This is a genomic window from Cupriavidus sp. DF5525 (assembly GCF_040149425.2).
Classification (GTDB): Bacteria; Pseudomonadota; Gammaproteobacteria; order Burkholderiales; family Burkholderiaceae; genus Cupriavidus; species Cupriavidus pickettii_A.
The window spans coordinates 1,491,097-1,514,830 of record NZ_CP168267.1; the positions used below are offsets into that span (position 1 = coordinate 1,491,097).

A 23,734-nucleotide genomic window follows, 5' to 3' on the forward strand; every position below is an offset into this window, starting at 1 on the left:
AACTACATCCCTACTTCCCAAAGGAAAACTGACATGACAAGTCGCGTCTATGTTGCCGGCGTCGGCATGATCCCGTTCCGCAAGCCGGGCACCAGCGAGCATTACGACGTAATGGGCGCCCAGGCGGTCGGGCAGGCGCTGGCCGACGCCGGCCTGGACTACGCCGAGGTGCAGCAGGCCTACGTCGGCTACGTGTACGGCGATTCCACCTGCGGCCAGAAGGCCCTGTATCACGTCGGCATGACCGGCATCCCGGTCATCAACGTCAACAACAACTGCGCCACCGGCTCGTCGGCGCTGTTCCTGGCGCGCCAGGCGGTGCAGAGCGGCGCCGTGGACTGCGCGCTGGCGGTGGGCTTCGAAGAGATGGGCGCGGGCGCGCTGAAGTCGGTGTGGACCGACCGCCCCCGCGCCACCGAGCGTGCCGGCAAGCTCGCCAACGAGCTGATCGGCCGCCCCGACCTGCCCGGCGCCATCCGCCAGTTTTCCGGCGCTGGCCAGGCCCATATGCAGAAGTACGGCACCCGCCTCGAGACCTTCGCCAGCATCCGCGCCAAGGCAAGCCGCCATGCCGCCAACAACCCGCTGGCCGTGTTCCGCAATGTGCTCACCACCGAGGACGTGATGGCCGCGCCGATGCTGTGGGATGGCGTGATGACCCGCCTGATGGCCTGCCCGCCCACCTGCGGCGCCGCCGCGGCGATCGTGGTGTCCGAGCGCTTCGCGCGGAAGCACGGGCTGCGCACGGATGTGCTGATTGCCGGGCAGTCCGTCACCACCGACACGCCGAGCAGCTTCGAGACCCGGGACATGATCCGCGTGGTGGGCTTCGACATGACCCGCGCGGCGGCAGCCCAGGCCTATGAGCAGGCCGGCGTCGGCCCCGCCGACGTGGATGTGATCGAACTGCATGACTGCTTCGCGCAGAACGAGTTGCTGAGCTACGAAGGCCTGGGCCTGTGCGAGGAAGGCGGCGCCGAGAAGCTGGTCAACGACGGCGACAACACCTATGGCGGCAAGTGGGTGGTCAACCCTTCGGGCGGGCTGCTGTCCAAGGGGCATCCGCTGGGCGCAACCGGGCTGGCGCAGTGCTTCGAGCTGACCCAGCAGTTGCGCGGCACCGCGGCGCAGCGCCAGGTCGACGGCGCCAGGGTTGCGCTGGCCCACAACGTCGGCCTGGGCGGCGCGTGCGTGGTGACCATCTACCAGGCGGCCTGAGCCGGGCCAGCGCCCGACGGATTTCCAGACACCGGATACAGACATGATCGACAAGAAATACATCGGCATGACGCTTCCCGCGTTCCACGCCACGGCGGAGGCGGGACAGCTGCGCTTCTTCGCCAAGGCGACCGGCGAGGGCAACCCTGTCTATTTCGACGAAGCCGCGGCGCTTGCCGCCGGCCATCCCGGCATCCCGCTGCCGCCGACCTTCCTGTTCTCGCTGGAGATCCAGCAACCGGCCAGAAGCTGGCGTGCCGAGATCGGGATCCAGCCGGCGCGGGTGCTGCATGGCGAGCAATCCTTCACCTACCACCGCATGGCCTATGCCGGCGACGTGCTGCGCTTCGAAAGCCGCATTGCCGATATCTACGCGCGCAAGAACGGCGCGCTGGACTTCGTGGTGCGCGAGACCCGCGTGACCAACCAGCGTGGCGAGCACGTCGCGGACCTGCGCGGTGTGCTGGTGCATCGCAACTGAGCAAGGGAGAACAAGCATGCACCCGCTGAACTTCAACGACATCGAGGTTGGCCAGACCCTGCCGCCCCTGACGCTGGCACCGGTCAACCGCACCACCCTCGCCCTGTTCGCCGGCGCCTCCGGCGACCACAACGCGATCCATATCGACCTGGACTATGCGCGCCGCGCGGGCATGCCCGACGTGTTCGCGCACGGCATGCTGTCGATGGCCTGGCTGGGCCGGCTGCTGACCCAGTGGGTCGACCAGCGGCAATTGCGCCACTTCGGCGTGCGCTTTGCCGGCATTACGCATCTCGGGCACGAGATCACCTGCACCGGCCGGGTGGTCCGCAAGTATGAGCAGGACGGCGAGCAGCGCGTCGCCCTGGAAGTCCTTACCGCAAACCAGTATGGCGACACCCGGGTCCTTGGCGACGCCGTGGTCGCGTTCTGAAACTAAATTTCATCCACGGAGGAAGACATGGGAAAGCTTGACGGCAAGGTTGCCCTGGTAACCGGCTCGGGCCGGGGCATCGGCCAGGCCATCGCAATGAAGCTCGCCAGCGAAGGCGCACGGCTGGTCATCAACGACCTCGACGCCGACCCGGCGCATGAAACGGTCGAACTGCTGAGAAGCGAAGGCGCCGAGGCCGTCGCCTGCGTCGGCAACGTCACCGCGCCCGATTTCGCCGAGCGCTTCATCGGCACCGCGATGAGCACCTTCAAGGGCATCGACATCATCGTCAACAACGCCGGCTATACCTGGGACGACGTCATCCACAAGATGACCGACGAGCAGTGGCACGCCATCGTCGATTGCCATATGACCGCGCCTTTCCGCATCTTGCGCGCCGCCCACCCGCATATCAAGGCGCTGCACCAGGCGGACGTGGAGGCCGGGCGCGAGGTGTATCGCAAGATCGTCAATATCTCGTCCACATCGGGGCTGAACGGCAATGCCGGCCAGGTGAACTACTCGTCGGCCAAAGCCGGCGTGATCGGCATGACGCGCGCGCTGAGCCGCGAGTGGGGCCGCTTCAATGTCAATGTGAATTGCGTGGCATTTGGCCTGATCCATACCCGCATGACGGCCGCCGACGCGCACGCGGGCGCCACCATCAACATCGAAGGCCGCGACATCCGCGTCGGCATGAACCCGGAACGGCTCAAGACCGTGGCCCAGCGCAATCCCCTCGGGCGCGGCGGCACCACCGCCGAAGCCGCCGGCGGGGTCTACCTGTTCTGCTCGCCTGAGTCAAACTACATCACCGGCCAGACCATCGCCGTGTCCGGCGCACCGCAATAAGCTGGCCGCCCGGCCCGCCGGCCGGGCGCACTGCCCATACCAGAAGAGGCCATCCTTCATGCGTACCAGAAGCCTGATTGCCATCGCCGCGCTCGCCGTCCATGCCTCGTGCTTCGCCCAGGCATACCCGACGCGGCCCATTACCTTCGTCGTCCCGGCACCGCCGGGCGGCGCGCTGGACACCCTTTCCCGCACCCTCGCCGAAGAGATGGGCAAGCGGCTGGGACAGCCCGTCGTTATCGACAACAAGCCCGGCGCGGCCGGGATCCTGGCCGTGCAGACCGTCACACGCGCGGCCCCCGATGGCTACACCGTGCTGGTGACCCATGCCGCGCCGATCATCAACACGCCCTACCTGCTGCCGAAGGTGCCTTACGACGTGCGCCGCGACCTGGCCTTCGTGTCGCAGGTTGCGGTCGGGCCGGTCGTCTTGGCCGTCAGCCGGGATGTACCGGCCAGGAACATGAAGGAGTTCCTGGCGTGGGCGGCGCAGAACAAGGGCAAGGTCAGCTACGGCTCCTACGGCGTCGGGACCTTCGGGCACCTGGTTGGCGTCCAGCTCAATAAGACGCGCGGGCTCGACATGGTCCACGTTGCCTACAAGGGCGAGGCGCAGGTGGCCCAGGACGTGCTCGCCGGCAACATCGCCTGGGGCGTGATCTCGCTCGGCACGCTCAAGCCACAGATCGAAAGCGGGCGGATCCGGCCGCTGGCCGTGTTCGGAGACCGCCGCGCGCAGGCCATGCCCGAAGTGCCCACCATGGCCTCGGGCTGGACGATCCCGCATTCCGCCCCGCCGGGTGGATCGGGCTGCTGGTCCGCTCCGGTACGCCGGCACCCGTGGTCGGCCGGCTGGAGCAGGAAGCGCGCGCAGCGGCCTACTCGGCACCGCTGAAGAAGCGTTTCCAGCAGTCTTCCTCGGAGCCGGTTGGCAGCACGGCGGCACAGTTCCGCCAGGAATTCGAAAGGACTGAACCCGTGGTCAGGCACCTGATTGAGACGTCTGGTGTCAAGGCGGAGTAAGGCAACAGGGGCATGGCCGGCGCCAGCCGGCCATGCCCCATCCGTCGGGCCAGTCAACGATGGCGGATCACTCCACCGTCAGCCCGATCGACCGGGTCATGGCCTGAAAGGTGGGCCAGGTCCGATCGATAAAGCGCCGCAGCGCTGCGCCCGTCAGCGGCACGTCTTCGCTGCCCAGCTGTTCGCGCACCGTCCGCACCCGTTCCGACTGGGACACCGAATCCAGCACCAGGGTGGCCAGCCGCGAGACGATCGGCTCAGGCAGGCCGGCGGGGCCGAGCAGCATATTGCACTCGTTCAGGTTCTCGAAGGCCGGGCCCTTGATGCCTTCTTCGGCCCAGGTCGGAACGCCGGGCAGCTTGGCCGAACGCGCGCCATTGATCACCAGCAGCGGCCGCAGCCCACCGCCGGCAATGCCGCCTGCCAGCCCCAGCAGGGACCCGGCACCAATCTCGATATGCCCCGCCAGCAAGTCGCCGACCATGGCACCGGTGCCCTTGTAGTTGATGATATCGAACTGCGCGCCGGTGTCCCGCGCCAGCTGCGTCACCATCAGCTGCCAGCCGGACCCGATGCCGTAGTTGCCCACGCTGACGGGCCGCTTGCGCGCCAATGCCAGCAGTTCCTTGAAGTTGCGGGCGGGCAGGCTCTTGGTCGCCACCATCACGCCGACGCCGGTACTGGTCGCCGCGATCGGCAGCAGGTCCCGCGAGGGCGAGATGGGGGGCTTCTTGAGCAGGACCGGCGCCTGGGCCAGCTGGCTCTGCAGCGTGAACAGCAACGTATAGCCGTCAGGCGCGGCACGGGCCACGGTTTCGGCTGCGATCATGCCGACCCCGCCGGGCTTGTTCTCCACCACTACCGAGACGCCCAGCTTGCCGGCGAAATAATCGGCCAGGGCACGCGCGGTGGAGTCGTTGGAAGAGCCGGGCGCCTGCGCCGCGATAATGCGGATCGGGCGGTCAGGCCACGCGGACGCGCGCGCCGCCCCGGGCAGCCAGGGCAGCGCGGCGAGGCCGGCGCCGGCCGCCAGCAGGCGGCGGCGCCGAGGGTCGATGTGTGCGATGGGGGATTGCTGCGGTGTATCCATGATGGCGTCTCCAGTCGTGTCGGCGCCCTGTGGATTGCAGCGGCGGGCGCGCTTGTGAGAGATGCCGGGCAGTGATCCCGCTGGGGCACTGCCCGCCTTCCAGCGTGTTACATGCCGATCTGCGTGGCGCGCTCGACCAGGTTCCTGACAATGCGCACCGAGGCGATGTCGATCATCTTGCCGTTGTACTGGACGGCGCCCAGGCCTTGCGCCAGGGCTTCGTCATACGCACGGATCATCTCGCGCGCCTGCGCCACGTCAGCCGCGGCCGGTGAGAACGTCTGCTGCGCAAGTTCCACCTGCGCCGGATGGATCGCCCACTTGCCCACCATGCCAAGGATCATCGCGCGACGGGCTTCTTCCGCATACGCCTGTGGATTGCGGAAATCCGCGAACGGCCCGTCGACGGCATCGAGCCGGTTGGCCCGCGCGGCAATGGTCAGCCGGTGGCGCTGGTAGTTCCAGATGTCGCCCGGATAGCCGCCGGTGCCGCCGATGTCGCGGATCGATACCCCCTGGCTCGCGGAGTAGTCGCCCATGCCGAAGATCAGGCATTCGAGCCGCGGCGTGGAGGCGGCGATCTCCTCGACATGCATCATCGCCTCGACTTCCTCGATCAGCACGTCGATGCCGATGCGCCGGCGCAGGCCGAGCTTCTTCTCCATCATGCCCAGCAGCTTGTCGACGAACAGCACGTCGGCGGCACTCATGGCCTTGGGCAGCATGATGACGTCAAGGTTGGCGCCGGCGCCCTCGACCACTTCGATGATGTCTTCGTAGGCGTACTCGGTGGTCAGGTCGTTGATGCGCACGCAACGCGTGGTCTTGCCCCAGTCGTGACCGTTCAGCGCTTCAATGATCTTGCGCCGGGCCGGCCGCTTCTCGGCCGGGGCGACGGCGTCTTCCAGGTCGAGGAACACAAAGTCCACGTCCATGGCCGCGGCTTTCGCCATCATCTTCTCGCTGGACCCCGGCACGGAAAGCTGGCAGCGACGCAGTCTCTTCACTCGTTCTTGCATGTTTGGAATCTCCTCCTGGCATTGGCTGTACTTACTGGATGACGCAATCGGTGCGCAGCGCCGCAATCTCGCTTTCGTCAAAGCCGAAGTCGAAAAGCGTGCTGTCGGTATGCTCGCCGGTCATCGGCGCGCGGCGCCGCACACCGCCCGGGGTGTCGCTCATGCGCACCGGGCTGCCGGCGATGGTCAGCGGGCGAGCGGCGCCCGGCTGGTCGACATCGACCAGCATTTCCCTGACACGAAAGTGCGTGTCGCTGAAGATCTCGTTGGCGCCGAAGACCGGGCCGAACGGGATCTCGCCGCCGAGCATCCCGGCAAGCTCGCGCTTGGTATAACGCGCGGTCCAGGCACCGACCGCGGCTTCGACTTCGCCGCGATGCGCGACACGCGCCTCGTTGGTGGCAAAACGCGGATCGGCCGCCAGTGCCGGGTCGCCCATCTGCGCCACCAGCAAGTGCCAGAAGCGGTCGTTGGGCACCCCCAGGCTGACAAAGCCGTCGCGGGCCGGGAACAGGCCGAACGGGCACAGCAGCGGATGGCCGTTGCCTTCGGTACCCGGCACCTGCGCCGTGGCGCTGTACTGGAACACCACGCGCTCGCAGACGGCCAGGATGGCATCGACCATGGCCACGTCGACGAACTGGCCGCGGCCGGTGCGCTGCGCCTGCCAGCACGCGGCCGCGACGCCGTAGGCCAGGAACATCGCCGGCACGATGTCGCCCACGCCCGGGCCGATCTTGGTCGGGGGGCCGCCACGACTGCCGCCGGTGATGCCCATGATGCCGCCCATTGCCTGCGCGACGGGATCATAGGCGGGCCACGACGCATAGGGACTCTCGCCGCTGCGCGGATCGCCGAAGCCGCGCAGCGCGGCGTACACCAGCCTGGGGTTCTCGGCCGCCAGGGTCTCGTAGCCCAGCCCGAGCCGGTCCATGACGCCGGTGCGGTAGTTCTCCACCAGCACGTCCGCCCCCTGCACCAGGCGCAGCAGCACGGCGCGGCCGGCAGGCTGCTTCAGGTCCAGGACCACCGACTCCTTGCTGCGGTTGATCGAGCCGAAATAGCTGCCAAAGCCGCCCTCCGGCATCTTCACCGAGCCGTCCAGGTGCGGCCCGGTGCGCCGCGTCTGGTCGCCGCCCGGCGGCTCGATCTTGATCACGCGCGCGCCCTGGTCAGCCAGCATCATCGACGTGTAGGGTCCCGCCAGCATCTGCGTGAGGTCCAGCACGACCAGGCCGTCGAGCGCACCCGCACCGCGTTCTCCGGATCTCATGACGTGCCCCGCTTCGGCCGGCGGCGGATCAGCGCGGTGCGCTCGGCCTGCACGCACAGCTTGTCGTTCTGGTTCAGGCCGTAGTGCCGGAAGCAGACGACGCCGGCGTCGTCCTGGTCAGCGTCGCGCTTTTCCAGCACCTCGGTGTAGGCGTAGAGTGTGTCGCCGTGGAAGACGGGATGCGACAACCGGATCTTGTCCAGCGTCAGCTCGCGCAGGCACTGCTCGGCCGTGTCCTGCGCCGCCAGTCCGAGCACCATCGACAGGTTGATGCCGCCATAGACCACGCGTTGAGAGAAGATGCCGCCCGGGCTCTTCTGCATCACGTCCTCGTTGAAATGGCCCTCCGCGGTGTTCATCACCATGTTGGTGATCAGCACGTTGTCCATTTCGGTCACGGTCTTGCCGCGCGCATGGCGGATCAGCATCCCGACCTCGAAGTCCTCGAAGTAACCGTCCGGGCTGGTCAGCGTCGCGATATCGGTGCCGGTAGTCATGCCGCCTCCCGTTGCGTGCGCGCCTGGCCGGCAAAGGCCCGCTCCGCGATCATCGCTTCCACCTCGGAGCGTCCCAGCAGGCTGTTGGCAATGACTCGCTGCTGGATCTCGGAGGTGCCTTCGAAGATCTTGGTCAGGCGCGCATCGCGCCAGTAGCGCTCGATCGGGAACAGGGTGGTGTAGCCCGCGCCGCCGAAGATCTGCAGCGCGGTGGAGGTCACGCGCTCGGCCATCTCCGAAGCGAAGTACTTGACCATCGACGCTTCCTTGTCGCAGCGCCGGCCGCTGTCGATCTCGTTGCAAACGTAGTACAGCAACTGGCGCGCCGCCTCGATCTCGGTGGCCATGGTCGCGATCTTGAAGCGGATGGCCTGGTATTCGGCGATCGGCATGCCGAACTGCTTGCGCTCCGTGGCATAGGCGATCGCGTCTTCCAGCGCGCCCTGTGCCAGGCCGATGGCGCGGGCCGCAGTGTGTGCGCGTGCACCTTCCAGGCCCTTGCTCATCAGCAGGAACGCCTTGCCCTCTTCGCCCATCAGGTTGCGCTTGGGCACCCGCACGCCGTCCAGCGCCAGCTCAAAGGTCTTCCAGCCGAAGTAGCCGATCTTGGGAATCGGCTTGCCGATCATCCCGGGCGGAAACTTGCCCCGCTCCTTCTCGATCAGGAAGCTCGATATCCCCTGCCACCGCTTCTCGGGGCTGGGCGGCGCCGAGGTGCGCGCGAATACGGTCAGGTAGTCCGCGCCGTCGGCGAAGGTGCACCAGTACTTGTTGCCGGTCAGCACCCATTCATCGCCTTCCAGCACGGCGCGGCACGAGATCGACGCCAGGTCCGAGCCGGTATCGGGCTCCGATAGCGCGCTGGCGCCGAGAAACTCGCCGCGCACCACCCTTGGCAGGTATTCCTTGCGCATTGCCTCGGGCATGGACTTCTGGATCCACCCGCCCTGCGCGCGCGCCACGATCGACGCCACCGACATCCAGCCGCGCGAGAGTTGCTCGCAAATCAGGCAGTACTCGAAGATGCCCAGGCCCAGGCCGCCGTAGGCCTCGGGAATGGTGATGCCGAAGTAGCCCATCTCGGTCAGCTTCTCGCGCAGCGCCATCGGGATCTCGCCGTCCGGGCCGTCGAGCGCGTTGGCGACCGGCAGCACTTCCTTCATCGTGAACTCGCGCGCGGCGTCGCGAATCATGCGCCGCTGCTCCGTCATGTAACCCAGTCCGTCTTGCGACATGCTTGTCCCCTTGTTTCGTCTCTGTTACTGGTTCCTGGTCCTGACCAGGTTCGAGCGCTTGAACGTGATCACCTCTTCGCCCTGCTGGTTGGTGCCGCGCGTATGCCACGTGACGATGCCGTAGCCGGCCCGGTTGGTGGCGGGCCTTGCCGACACCACGACCGAACTTGCGTACAGCGTGTCGCCCGGATAGACCGGCTTCAGGTAGGCCAGCTCATCCACGCCGAGGAACGGACCGCCGCCTTCCGACAGGTCCTCCACCGACAGCCCGAACACCGTGTTGAAGACCAGCAGCGGATTGATCGGCGTATCCGGGTGCCCCTGGGCCGTGGCCAGCGCCGCGTTGGTGTATTGCGGGTTGTAGTGCAGCGTGAGCACGCAGAACAGCGTGTTGTCCGCCGCGGTCACAGTGCGTCCCCAGTGGTGGGTGTATGACTGTCCGGCCTCGAAATCCTCGAAGCGGTGGCCGCGCGCACGCAGCTTTGCTTCGGACTTGAGCCGGGCAACGATCATGGCGTCTGATGTCATTGCATTGCCTCGAACAAGGAATTGACGGAGGGCGAACGGTCGAGCGCTTCCACCGCCGCCACGAGTTTTCTGAAACGGCCCGGCCCGATCACCGGCGTGACAATGGCGCGCGACTTTTCCACCAGCCGCTCCCATTGCGCGACGAGATCCTTGGCCGGGATCGCCACATTGGTCTGCTCGCGAAGCTCGCGCCCGTTACGGGTGCGGATGGTCACCGTGGCGGCATTGCGGTCGCCGCCCGGTTCGACCAGCAAAACGATGCGCTGCCGCGCGCGCACGTAGCGCGGGTCCAGCGCGGTGCTGTCGGAGTAGAGTTCAAGCGATGAAGTCGGCGCACCGTCGAGCGCGAGTGCCGCAAGGTGCTGCACGGCGAACTTCACGGCCAGGCCGGTCTGCGGGTTCGGGTTGTCGCAGACCCCGCGGTGATGGCCCGAGACGACGATCGTCACCGACTCCATGTCATCAAGGCCGACCCCGTGGTTGCGGCGGGCCTGGCCGATCGCCTCGATCGTCGAATGCGTGAGATAGCAGGAGGCGTGGTACTTGAAGAGCGTGCGCTCGATCGCCATGCCACGCCCGGTGTCCAGGGCCGTGGGAAACGCATTGGGCGTCGGGGCCTGCGTGCGCGCGAAGCCTTGCTCGCATTCGATGGCCCCCGTTTGCGCCGTGAAGCCGCGCGCCGCAAGCTGGGCCGCCATCAGCCCGTTCATGGCCGCCTTGCCTGCGTGCAGCGGCTTGGCCATGGTGCCGAACATGCACTTCAGCCCGGCCGCCTGAGTTGCCGCAAGGCCCAGCGCATGCGAAGTCGTGGCGGCGTCAAGCTGGTGCAGCGCCGCGCACGCCGCCGCGGCGCCGAGCGTGCCGACCGTGCCAGTGACGTGGAATCCTTGCTGGTAGTGGCTGGCGCCAAGCACTTCGCCGACCCGGCTTTCAATCTCGTGGCCGACGATCAGCGCGCGCAGCAGTGCCCGTCCGCTGGCGTTCTGCACCTGTGCCTGGGCCAGGGCAGCGGGCGCCACCGGCACGGTCGGGTGCCCGTACATGGACGAGGCGACATCATCGAAATCCAGCGCATGACCGGCCGAGCCGTTGATCAGCGCGGCCTCGAGCGGATTCGCACGCGCCGTCCTGCCCAGCAGGCTACAGGGCAAGTCGCGCGAGCCGGCATACTCCGCCGCCAGCATCTCCACCAGCGGCTCGTTGGCGGCCGCAAGGCTGACTGAGATCCAGTCAAGCATGGCGTGCCTGGCCCAGATGAAGGCCTCGGGACCGATAGCTTCATCGTCCACCGTGCTGATCCACTGCGCCAACAATTGCGTGAAGCCGGCGGCCTCACTTCCACCCTGATTCCTGTTTTCCACTCGGTTTTCCGCCTGGCTTTCCCCGGCGGTCCTCGGTTCCGGTAAACCAAGTATCGGGCAGGCTTCCGGGCTACGGCATCACATATGTGATTGTTCCCGGCACGCCAGATCCATCACATATGTGATTTACATGAGGACGCCGACAGTGGAGACTGCTGATGTGCGCTGCGTTGCCGCCGTGCCGGGCGCCGCGCCGAATGCCTCCACCTATCCATCAGATGCCATGACAGACAACCAGAGACCATCACGCCGCTCCGTCCTCTATGTGCCGGCGAGCAATGCGCGCGCCCTCGCCAAGGCGCGCAGCCTGCCGTGCGACGCCATCGTGTTCGACCTTGAGGACGCCGTGGCACCCGCCATGAAAGACGCAGCCAGGCACAACCTGATTGAAGCCTTTGCCGCGGGGGCGTTCACGGGCCAGGAGACCGTGATCCGGCTCAATGCCCTTGATACCTCGGAATTCGCCCCCGATCTGGAAGTCGCCGCCCGGTGCGGTCCGGATGCGGTGTTGCTGCCCAAGATCAACCGCGGCGCGGACATCGAACGCCTGCGCACAGCCTGCGGCGCGCACACTTGGACTCGCGCTTGCGCCCTGTGGGCCATGATCGAGACGGCCGATGCGATCCACCATATCGACGAGATCCTCCGCGCCGGCAGCGCGACGGGGCCCGCGCTCGATTGCCTGGTGATCGGCACCAATGACCTTGCCAAGGAAACCGGTGTCTTTCCGGGCGACCAGCGCCAGTACCTGCTGCCGTGGCTGATGTCTGTCGTGCTGGCGGCGAAGCGCCATGGTGTCGCCATACTGGATGGCGTGTGGAACGATTTTGGCGACCAGGCGGGTTTCGCTCAGGAAGTGGAACAGTCCGTGAAGATGGCGTTTGACGGCAAGACGCTGATCCACCCGTCGCAGGTGGAACCGGCCAACCAGGCCTTCGCGCCGTCGGCGCCCGCTGTGGAAGAGGCCAGGCAGATCGTCCGTGCCTTTGCTTCGCCGGAGCATGCCGGCGCGGGGGTCATCAACCTGAACGGCCGCATGGTCGAGCGGCTGCACCTGGAGCAGGCCACGCGCCTGCTGGCGCTGCACGACACCATCCAGGCGCGCAACGCATCGCGCGCGGCCTAGGGCGGGCAGGCGCTCAGTGGTCCTTTCCGACCGCCAGCACCGCCGTCACCAGTTTCTTGCGACGCTCATGCAGGCGGGCCACCGGCCCGCCGACGCCAATTCCCATCCATTGCCCGCGAATCGGCGTCGCCAGCAGTGTGGCGATCACACCGGCCCCCGCGGTAGCAAGACTGGCTGATTCATAGTAGCCCCGCTCGCGCGCCGACTCGACGGCGCGCATCACTTCGGCAGGTTTTGCCGGCAGCGCCCCGCCCTTTGCGTGCTCGGCGTTGTAGCGGCGCAGCAGCCGGCCGATGTCGTCATCTTCCATCTTGCTCAGCAGCATGATGCCGATGGCCGCCCGGTGCATCGGCCGGACCGTGCCGGATGACACCGACAGTCGCAGCGCATACTGCGACTCGACCACGGAAAGGTATTGCAGCATGATGCCGCTGCGCCGCCCCAGCAACACGGTCTCACCGGTCTCGCCGGACAGGCGCCGCATGGCATCGCGCACGGTGTTGCCCGGGCCCTGCTTGCGCGTGGCCCACTCGTTGAGGAAGGAGACGCGGACCGACGGACAGTACTCGCGTGTTTCGGCGTCGAACTCCATATAACCGCGCGCGACCAGCGTCTGCAGCAGCATGGATACGCTCGACTGCGGCAGGTGCAGCATGGCGACGATCTCGACGGCCCGCAGCGGCCGGCGCTCCTTTTCAAAGAGCTCGAGCAAATCAAAGACCCGGGTCGCCGACTTCACCATGCCGCGCTCCATCTGCCTGCCTCCTGTCTCGCGAAAATCCTGGTTTGCGAGCATACAGGATCTGGTCGCTCATTCGGAGATTGGCGCGGAAGCCGGCAGTACCAGCGCATCCAGCGCGATCGCGCCTTGCCCTTGTGGCATCAACAATAGCGGGTTGATATCCACCTCGCTGACAATATCGCGCTGGCTGTCGGCGAAGGTGGACAAGCGTACCAGCACGTCAACCAAGGCTTCCACATCCGCTGGCGGGGCACCGCGTACCCCGTCGAAGATGGCCTTGCCACGGAGTTCCCGCACCATCGAACGTGCCTCATCCCGATCCAGCGGCACCAGGCGCATCGCGACATCCTTCAGCACCTCTACATGCACGCCACCCAGGCCAAACATGAGTACCGGTCCGAGCACCGGATCACGGAACACGCCGCAGAGGGTCTCTGTGCCTCCCCGGCGCATGGGTGAAACCAGCACGCCGTCCACTCGCGCCGCGGGAAGTTGGTGGCGTACCCGCGCCAGCATGTCGCGTGCGGCGGCCACGGCCAGTTCCGGTTGGGAATATCCAGGACGACGCCACCCACCTCGGTCTTGTACGTGATGTCCGGCGACACAATCTTCAGTGCAACAGGGCAGCCGATGCGCGCGGCCGCCTCTCCGGCCGCTTCCGCACTTGCAGCAAGAAGCTACTGCTTGCGCTGGTGGCGGTGTGTGCGCTGGGCGGGGCATGCTATGCGTGATCCTTGCCCGACTATTACCAGGCGGATGTGCTGGTGCGACTCGAGCGCAGCGACTTGCCCGCCTTGATCGAGCGTAACCAGGCCACCGCGCAGGCCAGCGCGCCGGCACCCGCCAGCGAGCTGGGGCTTGGCTTGCTGACCAGCTGCGCAGTGCTGGCGCCGGTGGTGTGGGAGACCAGGCTCGATATCCGTGCCGCACCACGCCGCTTGCCGCTGGCGGGCACGCTCTGGGCACGGCTGGTGGGGGACGCGCCGGGCGAGAGGCACTCAGGCGGCTCGGCCAGGCCCGCGCCATTGTGGTGAGGGGCGTGCTCAATGGCGTGCAACTGCGCCGAAGCAACCGGGAGTGCTACGCCGACACGAGCGAGTACTTGCGCCCAACCAGCCCCCCCACCATCCCTGAAGCCCTGCTGCTGACCGGCGCCACCGGTTATATCGCCTCGCATACCTGGGTAGCGCTGCTCGAAGCGGGCTACCAGGTAATCGGGCTCGACAATCTGTGCAACAGCAACCGCGTGGTGGTCGAGCGGATTGCGGCCATTACCGGCAAAACCCCGCATTTCGTCGAGGGCGATGCGCGCGACCGCGCCTTGCTGGAGCAGCTGTTAGCCAGCTACCGGATTGCCGGCGCGATTCATTTCGCCGCGCTCAAGGCGGTGGGCGTTTCGGTTGCGCAGCGGCTGGCCTATTACGACAACAACCTGAACGGCCTGCTGACGCTGTGCTCGGCCATGCAGGCGGCAGGGGTCAGGCAACTGGTGTTCAGTTCCTCGGCCACCGTCTACGGCAACCCGCAGAGCGGGCCGATCCTGGAGGATTTCCCGCTCTCGGCCACCAATCCCTATGGCCAGATCAAGCTGATGGGCGAGCAGTTCTGCGCGACCTGGAGCGCTCTGACCCGTCCTAGCGCATTGCCTACCTGCGTTACTTCAACCCGGTCGGCGCGCACGAAAGCGGCCTGATCGGCGAGGACCCGGGCGGCGTGCCGAACAACCCCGAACTCTTCGGCGATGAGGTGCGCGGTCGTCAGCGCGCACAGCGCCGGGCTCGACACCAGCAGATCAGGCTTCACGTCGCGCTTACGTCACGACTCGACTTGGCGAGCCGAACGAGAAATAAAGTGTTCATGGGTCACCCTCCGCCGATGGGCATTCGCCACTACCTTGCCCGCGCCTGCGCATTTGGGGCAGTCGCTGCCGCGCCCACTGACGCGGTGAGGGCTGCGTGGCGCGCGCCGGTAGGCGTCCACTAGCCCTCCGCGAGCCTTCAGCTCGATTCGCTCGATGCGAATGGACGGCTTGCAGAATGCACTTGAAGTTAATACAGGTGTCAACTAGTTGTATGTCAAGCCCACTTTGTGGGCGCTTATGTCGAGTCACCCGAGTTGAACTCACGAAGATTACGCCAACGCTCGTCCATGAACTACAGTACCAACTGACCGGACGGAGGGTATCGTGGCAAGCCTGGATCGCGACATCTCTTCGTACGAGCGCTGGCTGCGCAAGCAATGCAGCGTCATCGAATCGGATCTGCAGGCGAAGCATGAGCGCATGCGACGAAGCCCCTTCGACTTCCTGCGCGCGACCTACTTTCGCTGGGCCAGAACGATTGGCTCCACCTGCCCCGGATGCACGGATGCGCCGAAAGTCGTGTGTGTCGGCGATATCCACGTCGAGAACTTCGGCACCTGGCGAGATGCGCAGGCGCGCCTGGTATGGGGCGTCAACGACTTCGACGAGGCCGCGGCGATGCCGTATGCCTACGACCTCGTCCGCTTGGCAACCAGTGCCGACCTGGCGCCGACGCTGCGCGTCAGCGCCGGGGACGCCGCCTCGGCCATCCTCGAGGGCTACCTGAAAGGCCTGGACAAGCCGCACCCGATGCTGCTCGACGAGCGCGAACATTGGCTGCGGCCGCTGGTCGCCGGGTCACAAGACGCCTCGCGCAAGTTCTGGAAGGAGGTGGACGACTATCCCGACGCGTCACCGCCGACACCCGTGCGTCACGCGCTTCGGAACAGCCTGCCCAAGGGGGCGAAGATCGAGCGTTACGCCTCGCGCACCAAAGGTGGCGGCAGTCTCGGCCGGCCGCGGTTTCTGGTGATCGCGCGCTGGCAGGGTGGCCGCCTCGTCCAGGAAGCCAAGGCTCTGGTTCCTTCCGCATGGCTTTGGGCCCACTCGAAATCACCCGCCAGGAGCCGCGTCCTGGATCTGGCCTTCGGCGCGCATCGCTCGCCTGACCCGAAGCTGCGCATCAAGTCTGGCTACGTCTTGCGGCGCATCGCCCCTGACGCCCACAAGGTGGAACTCGAGGATGTCGCGGAGCAAGGGCTTGGCACGAAGCTTCTGGAGGCGATGGGCACCGAGCTGGGCGCGATCCACGCCGCCGGCAAGCGCCGCAAGCGGATCCTGGAGGACGTGAGCAAGCGCGATCCCCGCTGGTTGCACGAGCTTGCCGCCGACGCAGTGCGATTCGTGCAAAGCGACTTCGAAACGTTGAAGGCGCTGTAGTTGAATTGCCCGCTCATGCCCGATGGATTTGCTGTGACGCGAGGCGGCGATCTCGAGCGCCGAGATGCGGTCGGGTGAGAGTTCGCCGTTCAAAACCGCGACCCTAACCTGCACCATGCAGTGCGCCCCTGGAGGTGACCCGTTTTTTCGGACAGTGCCTATCTTGAGTAAACAGGAGGTGCACCATGTCGAAAACGCGCCCACCTTACAGTGCTGTCTTCCGTCAGCAAATGGTTGACTTGGTCCATGCGGGTCGCCGTCCGGAGGATCTGGCCAAGGAATTCGAACCGACAGCCCAGACGATTTACAACTGGGTCGCTCAAGCGGATCGCGATGCCGGCGTTCGCCAGGACGGTCTAACCACAGCCGAGCGGCAGGAACTCACGCGACTACGCCGTGAGAACCGACAGCTCAAAATGGAGAGGGAGATACTTGCAAAAGCCGCGGCCTGGTTCGCCCGGGAGACCGACTCGCTGCCCGACAAGGGTACGAATTCATGAAGGCGAACCAGGCTCGTTATCCGCTGTCCACCATGGCCCGGCTGCTTAAGGTCTCGCGCAGTGGATTCCATGCATGGATGGAACGACGTCCGAGCGCTCATGCCGTGAGTGACAAGCTGTTGCTCGCGCAAATCCGTGAGATTCACGCGCGCTCGCGCGGTACCTATGGGATGCCACGAGTGCATGCCACGCTGCTGCGCCGGGGCGTCCACGTCGGGCGCAAGCGCCTGGCGCGCCTGATGCGTGAAGCCGGCTTGCGCGGGGCTTGCCGGCGGCACTTCATTTGCACCACCCACCGCGCGGCAACAGGCAGACCCGCGCCTGATCTGGTGCAGCGGCACTTCTGTGCCGATGCGCCCAATCAACTGTGGGTCGCCGATGCAACGTACATTCCGACCGCTGCCGGCTTTTACTAGACTGGCTGTCGTGCTCGACGTGTACAGCCGGCGCGTCGTCGGCTGGGCCATGGGAAGTCATCTGCGCACCGCACTGATGCTGCAAGCGCTGGACATGGCGCTGGCACAGCGACATCCCACCAGCGCAGTGATTCACCACTCGGACCAGGGCTGCCAATACACGTCCGTTGCCTTCGGGCGACGTTGTCGCGACGCCCGTGTTCAGCCCTCGATGGGCTCGGTGGGCGACGCCTACGACAACGCCATGTGTGAGTCCTTCTTCGCCACGCTCGAATGCGAGCTGCTGATGCGTTCGCGCTTCGCCACGCACGACGACGCCCGTCAGGTATTGTTCACCTGGATCGAGGGCTGGTACAACCCACATCGCCTGCACAGCGCCCTGGGATATCGGTCCCCGCACGAGTTTGAAAAGCTCGCTGTCGATGGCAGGGATCCGACGATACACAGGGCCTACACCGCCCCATTACGAGGAGACAACCGATCGATCTGATTCAAGTACAAATCTGTCCGATGAAACGGGGTAACCCCACCCTTCGTCCGTCCAGCGCATGATCATCGAAGCCAGGTTGGCCGACGAGGCCAGTGACCTTGCGCAACTGGGCCTGACCCTCGCGGAGGGGCGGTCGCTGCTGGTCAAGGTGCAACCACTCTCTTCTACGGCTCGAGCGTCTGCGCCTGCCGCCGGTCCTGGCCGGGCGCGACGGCAGCAACCGCGCACCTGCCCCGGCCGCCCGCATCGCCGCGGCCGACGACCTGGCCGCCGTCACCGCCTGGCTCGCCCGGTACGACGACAGACCAGCGACCCTCCCAACCTACCGGCGCGAAGTCGAGCGACTGATCCCTGTAGGCGGTCCTGCAGCTGGGCAAACCGCTGTCTCGCTCACGCACGAGGACCTGCTGGCCTACGAGCGCTTCCTGGCCGACTCGCAACCGGCCGCGCGCTGGGTCCTCGCCGGGAGCAAGAAGCTCGCGCGCAGCCATCCGGACTGGCGCCCGTTTGCCGGGCCGCTCTCGCCCGGCAGCGTGCGCCAGGCGATGGTCATCCTGAATGCGCTGTTCGCTTGGCTGACCGAGGCGGGATACCTGGCCGGCAACCCGTTTGCCCTCGCCCGCCGGCGGCGCGCGCCAACGAAGCCGCACATCCCGCGCTAGCTGAGCCATGACCTTTGGGCGACCGTGAAGGCCGGTTCAGGGCAGATTATTGTGGTTGTTGAAACCGATCATTGTGAGCGTAGGGGTTTACCGTTACAAGGGAAATCCCTAATATGCTGCCATCGGATGCCGCAGCGCAACAAAGGTCAAGGGATGACATTGGCATCCACCAGTTTGAAGAAGAGGTGAGCCATGAATACCAATCGCCAAACCCTGATCGCTGTCGCCGCACTCGCCGCCGCTCTGTCGGCCGCTCCGGCGCTTGCCAAGAGTGGCAAATTCGACACTTACACTGACGGCGCGAGGTCTGGGAAGTACGACGTTTACACTGACGGCGCGAGGTCTGGGAAGTACGACGTTTACACTGACGGCGCGAAAAGCGGCAAATTCGACACCTATACCGACGGCGCCAGGTACTATATTGCGTCTGACCGCGCCCCCCTCTGAGCTGCAACCCTCGGTCTGGGACCACTCCCCCCGAACCCGGTCCCAGCGTTAAGGTCTTGGGGAGGGCTCCTTCAGGCGCCCTCGTCGCATTCCTTAGTCGAAGTAGCTCGCCCGGAGGTGGGCTTCAGACTGCTGCGAACCCCACACTTTTCTGAAGTGTGGGGTTTTCTTTCAGGCGGCCCAACTTGCCTGGTGGAAGGCGCATCGCGGGTAGATCTGGCCGGCCAAGAGGCCAGGCACGTCAGCCAGGCCAATGCGAAACGGGCGCGGCATCTGCGAGCAGTCGTGCGGCAATAGCGCGATCAAATCCTGCGAATGTGTCGAAGCCCAGCTGATTCTCGTCGATGTCCCTGAGGTCAGGGTATCGGCACAGGCCCGGCGAAGGTACGCAACGATTTGTCTCAGGGCCACGCGCTTCCCGCGCGGCGTCTTGGCCAACCGCGGCCGCGTCAAACCCAAGTGTGTACATCGCTGACAGGCCGCAGCCCGGCATTACACCTGCGCTGATCAGGGCGCCACGCGACTTCTCCAGCTAGGCATGCTGATCCCACACAGCACCCTCGCCGACCTTGGCCGCATGGGCCGCTGCCTGTTCGAGCCAAGGCGCATGCGCCTTGGGCACGACCAGCACCGTCAAACCCAGTCCGTCCATCACACGCAGGGCGTGCTCGAGATTGACGCCCTTGCCGTTCTCCAGCTTGGAGAGCATGCCGATGGAGACACCGCAATGCCTCGCTGCCTGGTCAATTGGCATCCCGTCTCCTGCCCGGGTTGCTCGAATGCGGTCGCCCAGTGCTTGTAGGCCTTGCCTGGCGATTAATTGCGTTTTTATTTTGGCGTGCGACGTCTTCAAACTGCGCCAGAATCTGGCGCGGATGTGGCGCAGTATGAGAAATCGTGCGACATAAGTGACCCATGAGATACGGCGCGGCCAGTGCGAAGTTTTTTCGGGCCTGCCTGGAGATGGAGGTGACGTCGCACGGGAACTGCGCCAGAATCGCGCCACCCTTCAAGCGAACTGCGCCATGGCCAACATGTCCACTGCCCGGGCCTGCCTCGTCGAAGGTGCCAGCATCGCATCACGCCGAAATGGCCTCGCACCGAGGCTAGCCCAACGCCTGCCAAATAGCGGCCTTGCCCTGCCTGCGAGTGCACGGCCCCTCGTTGCCAGCCAACGGGCATGCTTGCTCCGCAAAGATGCGACATCGCACTGGCGATTATTTGCATTTGTGGGGGCGCGAGGTCGCAGCTGCCGGGCCGCTAGGTCGGCCTGTAGTTCTTCGTGCGGACATTCAAACTTTGCCGGTGGGGCTTCCCCTGCGCCACCCTGATCCCGAATCAGCCGCTTCCGGCCAGCATCACCGCCCTTTCCACCCCCCCTAAAAGCCTTCACCCCAGCGCAAAAGCACGACCGTGCCGACATTTCTAAACAGCCAGCCCGACATTTGAATCTGGTATTGACAATGTTGGTGTCAGGCACTCGCCGTTGCCGGGCGCGCCATGCAGTTTCAATACCACACCGCGCCTGCCTGGGAGCTCCGCGCTTTCGATGCAGATTGACGCGAGCGGTGCAAAAATGTCCAAACCAATCAAAAATTCAAGTTACGCTGAATTGTTGCCGCGAATCCGCAAGGATTTGTTGCGCAATGCTTTTTACCGAAAGCGCGGTTACGTCAGACAGGCACCGCTGCGGGGTTGATCGCCGTGGTGCGCCACTTCCGGCTCAAACTCGGAGATGCGGATGGGCTCCAGCACAGTGTCTCAGCATGCCTCCTGAAGCTCGTTACTCTGTCCGGTTGTTCGGTGAGTTCCATCTCGACGGTGCTGACGCGCACATACCCGATGCGAACTCCCCCCGATTACAGGCGCTGCTTGCCTACCTGATTCTGCGTCGGGGCGCGCCGCAGTCGCGCCAGCAACTTGCATTTCTGTTCTGGCCCGATTCCGGGCAAGCCCAGGCGCGCAATGCTCTGCGTCAACTCCTGTTTCAGCTGCGCAAGGCTTGGCCGCAGGCAGCCCGGCTCGTCCACGCCGATGCGCAAATGGTGCGATGGCTGCCCGATTCGGCGCTCGATCTTGATGTGGCCCAGTTCCAAATCGCCCTCGCCACTGCAGAGCAAGCTGCCAAGAACGGAGACGCCGCCGCCGAAGAGGAAATGCTGACGCATGCCGCGGAGTTGTATCGCGGCGACTTGTTAGCGAATTGCCTCGATGAGTGGATAGCCCCGGAGCGCGATCATCTGCGCGAACAGTGCATCGCGGCGCTCGCCCGTCTCAGCGAGTTGAGTGAGAACAGACGCGACTACGCAAAGGCGTTGAAGCACACGCAACAATTGCAGCGGCTAGATCCATGCCGCGAACCTACCTATATGACGTTGATGCGTCTGCATGCACTGAACCGCGATCAAGCGTCCGCGTTGCGCGCCTATCGATCCTGTGTTGAAACGTTCGAGCGCGAGTTAGGCGTCGTGCCGAGCAGCGCTCTGCGAGAGGCCTATGCGCGCCTCGCTGCCGAGGCTGCGCCAACGCAACTCCAACGCCCGCGGGACGCAACGCTGCCCCTGATTGGACGTGATCGTGAATGGCAACAGCTCCTCGAAGTGTGGCAGCGCACGCAACTCGGCGACAAGCAATTCACCCTGATCTCGGGCGAAGCCGGCATTGGCAAATCGCGCCTGGCACAGGAGTTTCTCGTATATATCGCCGGGCAAGGAATCACCGCGGCGCACTCGCGCGCCTACGCCGCCGAGGGACGGCTTGCGCTCACGCCGGTCACCGCCTGGCTACGAAGCCCTGCGCTGCACGAAGCGATATGCCGGCTCGACAAACTATGGCTGACCGAAGTCGCCCGTCTGCTGCCTGAACTGCTGACGCAGCAACCCGGCTTGTCACCGCCCTCTCCGTTCACCGAATACTGGCAACGCCAGCGCTTCTTCGAAGCGCTGGCACGAGCTGTCCTGGCGAAAGGCGGGCCGCTGCTGTTGTTGCTAGACGATCTGCAATGGTGCGACGCGGAGACGCTCGAATGGCTGCGCTTTCTGATGCACTTCGACGTGGGCGCGAAGCTCCTGGTGGTCGCTACGGCGCGTCATGAAGAAATCATGCCATTGCACGCCGTGAACCGGCTGCTTGACGCCTTGCGCCGCGACGACCAACTCATCGAGATATCACTGGACGCCCTGGATGCCGCCGAAACCGCGAAGATCGCGGCCCAGATCATAGACCGACCGCTGGCCGATACGGAGGCCACACGGCTGTTCCAGGAGAGCGAGGGCAATCCTTTGTTCACGGTCGAGATGATGCGCGCCCGCTCGGACATCGCGACGGCCGATGGAGCGCAGAGTGGGACAAGTTCGAAGTTGCCACCCAAGGTATATTCGGTCATCTCGAATCGGCTGGCGCAACTCTCGCCCGCCGCAAGGGACATCGTCGGGCTAGCCGCGATCATTGGACGCGCCTTCAACGCCGACGTACTCACCCTGGCGAGCGACTTGAGCGAGGACGCTCTCGCAAGCGCGTTGGACGAACTCTGGCAACGGCGCATTGTGCGCCAGCCCGACAGTGGGAGCATGGCCTTTGACTTCAGCCATGACAAGATCAGGGACGTGGCATACGCCGAGGTGAGCCCCCTACTGCGCCGCCGCTTGCATCAGCGCGTGGCGCGGGCACTCGAGCAGGAACCAGGCGGTGATCTCGACGCTGTAAGCGCACAGATTGCTGCGCACTACGAGCAGGCGGGCCAGACCAGCCGGTCAGCCGCTTTCTATCGTCACGCGGCTGGCGTCGCACAGAGTGTGTATGCCTATGACGATGCAATCGCGCTGCTGCAACGCGGGCTGTCACAAGCCAATCAGATCGTGGACCCACAAGAGCGCGCCAGGCAGTCGTTGGCATTGCAACTCGACCTTGCGCCACCCATCCGCATCTCCCGCGGCTGGGCGGCTCCCGAGCTGGAATCGCCGCTGCGAGGCGCCGTGGAACTCAGCAGATCCGCGGGCGACGTCAGTCAACAGGCGCGCGCTCAGGTCAGCCTTGCATTCTTTCTCGAAGTGAGGGCGGAAATTGCGCAGGCACAGAGCCTGAGCGAGGAACTCCTTGCGGGGTTGGGCCCGCTTGGCTCGGGTACCTACGCGGTGATGGCGTGGACCAACGTGATGGGGAGCCTGGTCCAGAAGGGAGATTGGGTGGCGGTGGAAGCTGCGTATCAACGTGCGCACGACGCGTATAACGAGGCCCAGCACGCCGAGCATGTGTCACTGATGGGCGGCAACTTCGGCGTATTGGCCGCAGCATGGTCGGCGCATGCCTTCTGGTTCACGGGACTTGCCGACCAGGCCTTGCAGCGTGGGCGCGAAGCACTGGCGATGGCGAATCGCGTGGCACACCCATTCTCCCAGGCGCTTGCATTGGCCTATCTCGCCATGCAGCATGCCCTGCGACGCGAGCACGGTCTCACGCTTCACTACGCCAGACAGGCGCATGAGATCGCCGAACGGTACCACGTCGGGTATTACCTCGCCTGGGCCGACGTGCTGCTCGCATGGGCGAGCGCCAAACAGTCGCCGAGCCCCGAGGCTGTGGCGGGGATGCAGGCGGCCATCGACGGCTTTCTCGCCACGGGCGCACGCCTGCGGCTGACGCTGTATCGCGGGCTGCTGGCGGAATGTCTGGGCGACGTGGGTGAAACCGAGGCCGCGCTTGCAGCGCTCGATCGAGCGCTCGATGACTCCAGGCGCACAGGGGAGCACTGGCTGGACGCCGAACTGTGTCGCCTGCGCGGCGAGCTGCTGTTGCACAACAGCGCCAACCTCGTCGAAGCCGAATCGTCGTTGCTCAGGGCGCTCGAGATCGCCACGAGCCAGGGAGCTCACTCACTCGAGTTGCGCGCCGCCCTGTCGCTGGCAAAGCTGCGACAGAAACAGGGCCACGTCGACGCGCGTACTGCGGTCGAGCCGCCGCTCGCCCGATTCACCGAGGGCTTCGACCAGCCCGACATCATCGAGGCGCGAGCGTTACTTGCGCGTTAGTTGCGGTTGGACCGCTCAGCCCGGCCGGGCAAGAAGATCTCACATCTAACGCCCGACCTAACGCTTTCCAGAC

The 23,734-nt window shown here is 65.5% G+C and carries 19 protein-coding genes and 5 pseudogenes; 14 read left to right on the plus strand and 10 right to left on the minus strand.

The window, feature by feature from the left end; all coding sequences use genetic code 11:
- Nucleotides 1-33 precede the first annotated feature (33 nt).
- From ABNX08_RS41445 to ABNX08_RS41465, 5 genes are read left to right on the plus strand one after another with little or no spacing between them, the layout of a single operon-like run.
- A complete protein-coding gene (locus ABNX08_RS41445; protein ID WP_349607555.1) occupies nt 34-1,218 on the plus strand; it encodes a lipid-transfer protein in 1,185 nt (394 codons plus the stop codon).
- Nucleotides 1,219-1,261: 43 nt separating this feature from the next.
- The gene (locus ABNX08_RS41450) at nt 1,262-1,699 is read left to right on the plus strand and encodes a MaoC family dehydratase N-terminal domain-containing protein (protein WP_349607557.1); all 438 of its coding nucleotides are present in this window, start codon (nt 1,262-1,264) and stop codon (nt 1,697-1,699) included.
- A gap of 16 nt (nt 1,700-1,715) precedes the next feature.
- Nucleotides 1,716-2,132, plus strand: a complete 417-nt coding sequence (locus tag ABNX08_RS41455; RefSeq protein ID WP_349607559.1) for a MaoC family dehydratase — start codon at nt 1,716-1,718, stop codon at nt 2,130-2,132.
- A 27-nt stretch (nt 2,133-2,159) separates the two neighbouring features.
- Nucleotides 2,160-2,984: an SDR family NAD(P)-dependent oxidoreductase gene (locus ABNX08_RS41460; RefSeq protein WP_349607561.1), complete on the plus strand. Its 825-nt coding sequence runs from the start codon at nt 2,160-2,162 to the stop codon at nt 2,982-2,984.
- 58 nt (nt 2,985-3,042) lie between these two features.
- On the plus strand, nt 3,043-3,879 hold the full coding sequence (locus tag ABNX08_RS41465; RefSeq protein WP_349607563.1) for a tripartite tricarboxylate transporter substrate binding protein: 837 nt from the start codon (nt 3,043-3,045) through the stop codon (nt 3,877-3,879).
- Nucleotides 3,880-4,074: 195 nt separating this feature from the next.
- Here ABNX08_RS41465 and ABNX08_RS41470 read toward each other — a convergent pair whose 3' ends face one another.
- From ABNX08_RS41470 to ABNX08_RS41500, 7 genes are all read right to left on the minus strand, one after another.
- Nucleotides 4,075-5,097 (minus strand): tripartite tricarboxylate transporter substrate binding protein, encoded by a 1,023-nt coding sequence (locus tag ABNX08_RS41470; RefSeq protein WP_349607565.1) that lies wholly within the window; start codon nt 5,095-5,097, stop codon nt 4,075-4,077.
- A 107-nt stretch (nt 5,098-5,204) separates the two neighbouring features.
- On the minus strand, nt 5,205-6,116 hold the full coding sequence (locus tag ABNX08_RS41475) for a CoA ester lyase (RefSeq protein WP_349607567.1): 912 nt from the start codon (nt 6,114-6,116) through the stop codon (nt 5,205-5,207).
- Nucleotides 6,117-6,147: 31 nt separating this feature from the next.
- On the minus strand, nt 6,148-7,389 hold the full coding sequence (locus ABNX08_RS41480) for a CoA transferase (protein ID WP_349607569.1): 1,242 nt from the start codon (nt 7,387-7,389) through the stop codon (nt 6,148-6,150).
- The gene (locus tag ABNX08_RS41485) at nt 7,386-7,886 is read right to left on the minus strand and encodes a MaoC family dehydratase (protein WP_349607571.1); all 501 of its coding nucleotides are present in this window, start codon (nt 7,884-7,886) and stop codon (nt 7,386-7,388) included. Before ABNX08_RS41485 ends, ABNX08_RS41480 begins: the two co-directional genes overlap by 4 nt.
- On the minus strand, nt 7,883-9,121 hold the full coding sequence (locus ABNX08_RS41490) for an acyl-CoA dehydrogenase family protein (protein WP_349607573.1): 1,239 nt from the start codon (nt 9,119-9,121) through the stop codon (nt 7,883-7,885). The genes ABNX08_RS41485 and ABNX08_RS41490 overlap by 4 nt, the downstream gene beginning before the upstream one ends.
- A 24-nt stretch (nt 9,122-9,145) precedes the next feature.
- Nucleotides 9,146-9,649 (minus strand): MaoC family dehydratase, encoded by a 504-nt coding sequence (locus tag ABNX08_RS41495; RefSeq protein ID WP_349607575.1) that lies wholly within the window; start codon nt 9,647-9,649, stop codon nt 9,146-9,148.
- On the minus strand, nt 9,646-11,010 hold the full coding sequence (locus ABNX08_RS41500; RefSeq protein WP_349607577.1) for an MmgE/PrpD family protein: 1,365 nt from the start codon (nt 11,008-11,010) through the stop codon (nt 9,646-9,648). Before ABNX08_RS41500 ends, ABNX08_RS41495 begins: the two co-directional genes overlap by 4 nt.
- 223 nt (nt 11,011-11,233) lie before the next feature.
- On the opposite strand from ABNX08_RS41500, the gene ABNX08_RS41505 reads away from it, so the two are divergent.
- Nucleotides 11,234-12,136 carry a CoA ester lyase gene (locus tag ABNX08_RS41505; protein WP_349607579.1) on the plus strand — a complete coding sequence of 301 codons (903 nt, stop codon included), beginning with the start codon at nt 11,234-11,236 and terminating at the stop codon, nt 12,134-12,136.
- A 13-nt stretch (nt 12,137-12,149) separates the two neighbouring features.
- Here ABNX08_RS41505 and ABNX08_RS41510 read toward each other — a convergent pair whose 3' ends face one another.
- Nucleotides 12,150-12,890: a helix-turn-helix domain-containing protein gene (locus ABNX08_RS41510; protein ID WP_349607581.1), complete on the minus strand. Its 741-nt coding sequence runs from the start codon at nt 12,888-12,890 to the stop codon at nt 12,150-12,152.
- Between the two features lie 57 nt (nt 12,891-12,947).
- Nucleotides 12,948-13,510, minus strand: a pseudogene (locus ABNX08_RS41515) (acetate--CoA ligase family protein).
- A 102-nt stretch (nt 13,511-13,612) separates the two neighbouring features.
- On the opposite strand from ABNX08_RS41515, the gene ABNX08_RS41520 reads away from it, so the two are divergent.
- The 7 genes and pseudogenes from ABNX08_RS41520 to ABNX08_RS41550 form a co-directional block, all read left to right on the plus strand.
- Nucleotides 13,613-13,912 carry a hypothetical protein gene (locus tag ABNX08_RS41520; RefSeq protein WP_349607585.1) on the plus strand — a complete coding sequence of 100 codons (300 nt, stop codon included), beginning with the start codon at nt 13,613-13,615 and terminating at the stop codon, nt 13,910-13,912.
- Between the two features lie 92 nt (nt 13,913-14,004).
- A pseudogene (locus tag ABNX08_RS41525) lies at nt 14,005-14,642 on the plus strand (NAD-dependent epimerase/dehydratase family protein); the annotation flags it as partial.
- A 421-nt stretch (nt 14,643-15,063) separates the two neighbouring features.
- Complete coding sequence (locus ABNX08_RS41530) at nt 15,064-16,119, plus strand: DUF2252 family protein (protein WP_349607587.1); 1,056 nt, start codon at nt 15,064-15,066, stop codon at nt 16,117-16,119.
- A 185-nt stretch (nt 16,120-16,304) separates the two neighbouring features.
- Nucleotides 16,305-17,525 (plus strand): annotated as a pseudogene (locus ABNX08_RS41535) (IS3 family transposase).
- 179 nt (nt 17,526-17,704) lie between these two features.
- Nucleotides 17,705-18,184: pseudogene (locus ABNX08_RS41540) on the plus strand (integrase); the annotation flags it as partial.
- A gap of 195 nt (nt 18,185-18,379) precedes the next feature.
- The gene (locus ABNX08_RS41545; protein ID WP_349607589.1) at nt 18,380-18,634 is read left to right on the plus strand and encodes a hypothetical protein; all 255 of its coding nucleotides are present in this window, start codon (nt 18,380-18,382) and stop codon (nt 18,632-18,634) included.
- A gap of 183 nt (nt 18,635-18,817) precedes the next feature.
- Nucleotides 18,818-18,913, plus strand: a pseudogene (locus ABNX08_RS41550) (prop effector); the annotation flags it as partial.
- A gap of 253 nt (nt 18,914-19,166) precedes the next feature.
- Here ABNX08_RS41550 and ABNX08_RS41555 read toward each other — a convergent pair.
- The gene (locus tag ABNX08_RS41555; protein WP_349607591.1) at nt 19,167-19,388 is read right to left on the minus strand and encodes a helix-turn-helix transcriptional regulator; all 222 of its coding nucleotides are present in this window, start codon (nt 19,386-19,388) and stop codon (nt 19,167-19,169) included.
- A gap of 1,012 nt (nt 19,389-20,400) precedes the next feature.
- Between ABNX08_RS41555 and ABNX08_RS41560 the strand changes: the two genes are divergently transcribed.
- Nucleotides 20,401-23,661 (plus strand): AAA family ATPase, encoded by a 3,261-nt coding sequence (locus ABNX08_RS41560; RefSeq protein ID WP_349607593.1) that lies wholly within the window; start codon nt 20,401-20,403, stop codon nt 23,659-23,661.
- The last annotated feature ends 73 nt before the right edge of the window (nt 23,662-23,734 follow it).

What these genes read in the sequence shown, in the direction of transcription:
- ABNX08_RS41445 (WP_349607555.1), top strand. Translation starts at nt 34, where the DNA reads ATGACAAGTCGCGTCTATGTTGCCGGCGTCGGCATGATCCCGTTCCGC.
- ABNX08_RS41450 (WP_349607557.1), top strand. Translation starts at nt 1,262, where the DNA reads ATGATCGACAAGAAATACATCGGCATGACGCTTCCCGCGTTCCACGCC.
- ABNX08_RS41455 (WP_349607559.1), top strand. Translation starts at nt 1,716, where the DNA reads ATGCACCCGCTGAACTTCAACGACATCGAGGTTGGCCAGACCCTGCCG.
- ABNX08_RS41460 (WP_349607561.1), top strand. Translation starts at nt 2,160, where the DNA reads ATGGGAAAGCTTGACGGCAAGGTTGCCCTGGTAACCGGCTCGGGCCGG.
- ABNX08_RS41465 (WP_349607563.1), top strand. Translation starts at nt 3,043, where the DNA reads ATGCGTACCAGAAGCCTGATTGCCATCGCCGCGCTCGCCGTCCATGCC.
- ABNX08_RS41470 (WP_349607565.1), bottom strand. Translation starts at nt 5,097, where the DNA reads ATGGATACACCGCAGCAATCCCCCATCGCACACATCGACCCTCGGCGC.
- ABNX08_RS41475 (WP_349607567.1), bottom strand. Translation starts at nt 6,116, where the DNA reads ATGCAAGAACGAGTGAAGAGACTGCGTCGCTGCCAGCTTTCCGTGCCG.
- ABNX08_RS41480 (WP_349607569.1), bottom strand. Translation starts at nt 7,389, where the DNA reads ATGAGATCCGGAGAACGCGGTGCGGGTGCGCTCGACGGCCTGGTCGTG.
- ABNX08_RS41485 (WP_349607571.1), bottom strand. Translation starts at nt 7,886, where the DNA reads ATGACTACCGGCACCGATATCGCGACGCTGACCAGCCCGGACGGTTAC.
- ABNX08_RS41490 (WP_349607573.1), bottom strand. Translation starts at nt 9,121, where the DNA reads ATGTCGCAAGACGGACTGGGTTACATGACGGAGCAGCGGCGCATGATT.
- ABNX08_RS41495 (WP_349607575.1), bottom strand. Translation starts at nt 9,649, where the DNA reads ATGACATCAGACGCCATGATCGTTGCCCGGCTCAAGTCCGAAGCAAAG.
- ABNX08_RS41505 (WP_349607579.1), top strand. Translation starts at nt 11,234, where the DNA reads ATGACAGACAACCAGAGACCATCACGCCGCTCCGTCCTCTATGTGCCG.
- ABNX08_RS41510 (WP_349607581.1), bottom strand. Translation starts at nt 12,890, where the DNA reads ATGGAGCGCGGCATGGTGAAGTCGGCGACCCGGGTCTTTGATTTGCTC.
- ABNX08_RS41545 (WP_349607589.1), top strand. Translation starts at nt 18,380, where the DNA reads ATGAATACCAATCGCCAAACCCTGATCGCTGTCGCCGCACTCGCCGCC.
- ABNX08_RS41555 (WP_349607591.1), bottom strand. Translation starts at nt 19,388, where the DNA reads ATGCCAATTGACCAGGCAGCGAGGCATTGCGGTGTCTCCATCGGCATG.
- ABNX08_RS41560 (WP_349607593.1), top strand. Translation starts at nt 20,401, where the DNA reads ATGCCTCCTGAAGCTCGTTACTCTGTCCGGTTGTTCGGTGAGTTCCAT.